Annotated in this window: 4 protein-coding genes and 1 pseudogene; 3 read left to right on the forward strand and 2 right to left on the reverse strand. The window is 60.0% G+C overall.

All coding sequences use genetic code 11. The features are described 5' to 3' along the window. Positions 1-206 (forward strand): annotated as a pseudogene (locus tag AC1DUU_RS27170) (type II toxin-antitoxin system HipA family toxin); the annotation flags it as partial. A 163-nt stretch (positions 207-369) separates the two neighbouring features. Here the strand turns inward: AC1DUU_RS27170 and AC1DUU_RS27175 are convergent. Continuing rightward, positions 370-543, reverse strand: a complete 174-nt coding sequence (locus AC1DUU_RS27175) for a hypothetical protein (RefSeq protein WP_476786461.1) — start codon at positions 541-543, stop codon at positions 370-372. A gap of 276 nt (positions 544-819) precedes the next feature. Next, complete coding sequence (locus AC1DUU_RS27180; protein ID WP_476786462.1) at positions 820-1,026, reverse strand: hypothetical protein; 207 nt, start codon at positions 1,024-1,026, stop codon at positions 820-822. 286 nt (positions 1,027-1,312) lie between these two features. Here AC1DUU_RS27180 and AC1DUU_RS27185 point away from each other — a divergent pair, with 286 nt between their 5' ends. Next, positions 1,313-2,422, forward strand: coding sequence for a transporter substrate-binding domain-containing protein (locus AC1DUU_RS27185; RefSeq protein WP_476786463.1), 1,110 nt, complete (start codon positions 1,313-1,315; stop codon positions 2,420-2,422). A gap of 43 nt (positions 2,423-2,465) precedes the next feature. Beyond that, positions 2,466-3,137 (forward strand): ANTAR domain-containing response regulator, encoded by a 672-nt coding sequence (locus AC1DUU_RS27190; protein WP_476786464.1) that lies wholly within the window; start codon positions 2,466-2,468, stop codon positions 3,135-3,137. Positions 3,138-3,258 lie beyond the last annotated feature (121 nt).

Raw genomic sequence — 3,258 nt, forward strand, 5'->3', positions numbered from 1 at the left:
GGCTCGCGCTCGTCCCGGACACGCGCGGCGCGCAGCGCCTTTTGGTCAAGGACATGACCGAACTGGCAGGGCGCATTGGGGGGCAGGCCGACAAGCTACTGGCGGAATTCGAGGAGGCGGGCATTACACATGAAATCCTGAAAGTCATCCGCGGGGTCATAGAGACGCGCGCGGCGCATTTGTTGCGGATTTCGGAAAAGGCTTGAAGTTCTGCCGGGGCCACATGGCCGTTGTTAATACCGGCCCGGCGGCCGGACAGAATTCCGCTATGTATGCAGCGCCCGGCGCATTCTCCTCATTCCGATTACCCGCGCGCGGAGTGTGCAGGTTTTCGGTTCGCTGGATGCCTTCTTTGAGAATCCAGGGCACTCACCATTCCAACTGGAAGTGGATGCGCGTAGCCGACGCTGGCTTCGCAGTTTCGCTTGCCGCGCTATTGATGTCTTCATCAGTTCGAAGGAGGGGCTCGACCGGATTGTCGGCGATTGCATAAACATGGCCGATCTGCGCGCCAAGGCCGAAGCTGAGCTCGACGCCCGACAAGCACTCTTCGAGGTGGCCGCCAGTGAGATCGGGTACCCCTCAAGGCTGAGCAGGAGGCATTCGCCCAAGTTTGTAATTTGCTTGCGGCGCTATCGACTACGCAGGGGCCTCACTCGCGGGCGTGGCCGGAAAGCTCAATGCTGTCACGTGCGAGGCCGAACCCGGAATGAATTCCATGGCGCTAAATTCGCGTAGCGCATGGATCGGCCGCGAGATGCCACTTAATCAGGGGGCAGAAGTTCGATCTCGGTCGCGCAAACCACTAACGCACGGAAATCATTCTTTTTTCCGCTGATTGGCCAACGTGTCGCGTTGCCAACGGTTCCCAATCTTGACGTTTGGTTTCCAATTCGCGTTCTGTTCTTGTTCCAGCGCAGGCTGACGAACCTCGCTCCAGCGTGACTCCAAATGCTTCATTCCATCGCGCGCCAGAACCCTTGTGCGGACCTCTCGACCGTAGTGCCGGACCATCTCTTCGCTCATGTTGCAGATGGCACCGACCTGCGTTTCGGTGTCACCTCAGTCATACACACGATCGTTGGAGAGCAATTAGCTGCCACGGGCGCGTGTAGTTCAGCAAGGATAGTAGCCCGTTTTCGATTGGTCCCAACGGACTTATATGTTAGGAAAAACTAATTCCTCGTAGGGGTGGCTTTCGGCAGCAGCATCATAAGTTGCGCCGGCCATGGCTGGAAACCGGCCGACGAGGGGCATGGAAGGCGGAGGATAAGATGTTCGCATGTCATCTTGCCACAGGCGGCGGTTGAGCATGGGCTCGACGGGCGAGCCATGGCGCGTCGGCGTCCTCTTCTCGCAATCCGGTGACACCGGGGCGATCGAGGAGACGCAGCTCAAGGGCACCATGCTGGGCATCGCCGAAATCAACGCGGCGGGTGGCATCAATGGCCGCGAGATCGTGCCGATCATCTATGATCCGACATCCAGCACCGAACTCTATTCCCACTACGCGCGGAAGCTTTTGATCGAGGATCGCGTCACCACGATCTTCGGCTGCTACACCTCGACAAGCCGCAAGGCCGTGCTGCCACTGGTGGAACGCGTCAACGCACTGCTCTGGTATCCGACGCGCTATGAGGGCTTCGAATTCTCGCCCAACATCATCTACACCGGGTCGTYGCCCAACCAGAACACCATCGAGCTTATCAACTATCTGCTCGCTACCCATGGCAACCGGTTCTACCTGCTGGGCACCGACTATTGTTACCCCCGCCGAACCAACCGGATCGTGCGCGATCTGGTCCGTGGCCAGGGCGGCACAATTGTCGGTGAGGAGTATTTGAGTTTCGGGGCAAGTCCGAACGATTTCCGTCCGATCATCCGCGAACTTCGCGACAACAAGCCGGATGTCATCTTTTCGACCATCGTTGGCCAAGCGATCTCCCACTTTTACCGGGCCTATGCCGACGCAGGATTTAGCCCGGACAACATGCCCATCGGCAGCTTGAACACCTGCGAGGCGGAACTGCGCCTCATGGGACGAGACGTCGGTGCCGGGCACATCACCGCTGCGACCTATTTCGAGAGCGTGGAGAATGAGGAGAACGACCGCTTCGTTCGCCTCTTCAAGCAGCGTTTTGGCCAAGATGAGTCGACCAACATGTGTGCTGAGGCTGCATATTTTCAGGTTCACCTCTTTGCCCAGGCCGTCGCCGAGACGAACAGCATGGATACCGATACCTTGCGTCCGGCGGTGCTCGGCCGCGAGATGGCAGCCCCTCAGGGGCGGATAGGCATCGACTACAAGAATAGTCATGCCGAGCTTTGGACGCGGATCGGTAAGGCTGACGACCACGGCCGGTTCGACATACTGCGTGAATCGATGGTCGCTCTTAGGCCAGACCCATTTCTCGTGACCTGAGGGTGAGCAATTTGCCGGAGAACTGCGCCAACGAGGATCGGTCATGAGCGGCCCGAACGTTTCAAATGGTTCCCATGGTTCGGCCGCCGATGGCTCGCAGCGTGCCAGCGGTGCCCAGCCGAGGGCGACTCGCGGATCGGGAGGCGTGCAGGCCGAATTGCGCCAGTCGACAGTGCTTCTTGTCCATCCCCGTGACGGTGGAGGCGAGGGTGTCCTGCGCGAGGTCAGGCGGGTTGGTTGCCGTGTGGAGATGGCCTGGCCCGCGCCAGCGCTGCCGCCGATCGGGTTCGACTTCGCGCTCGTGGCAATCGACGCCGAAGTGCTAGCAGCTGCGCCGTGGCTTTCCGGGGCGCCACCGGTGCCCGTCGTGGCGGTCGTGGACGGCGACAGGGGTGTGCCAGTCGACGTGCTCAGGCTTTCCAACGCCCAGGCGGTGCTGGTCAAACCGTGCCAGCCGGCGGCGATACTGTCCAACCTTGCTCTGGCGCGCAACATATTTAGCTACGAGCGGCGGCTGCTCAACAAGGTGGCGAAGCTGGAGGAGACTCTGCACGCCTCACGCCAGATCGAGCAGGCCAAGCTCATCTTGATGACGCAGCGCAAGCTGCGCGCCAACGAGGCGTACGACTATCTGCGACGGCAAGCCATGACCAAGCAGATGTCGGTTGCGGCAATTTCCGCGGCCCTGGTTGACGCCTACGGATTGATGGAATAACGTCTAAGTGTTCGAGAGGCCTTTGGGTCTCCGATGGCTCCAAGCGGGCCGGCTTTCGCAGCAAAAGCGCTGCGCTCCATAGAGGATCAAGATTGACCTCGCGCAAACTCAGGTTTCTGAG

Source organism: Aminobacter sp. P4_H6_2 (genome assembly GCF_056400805.1).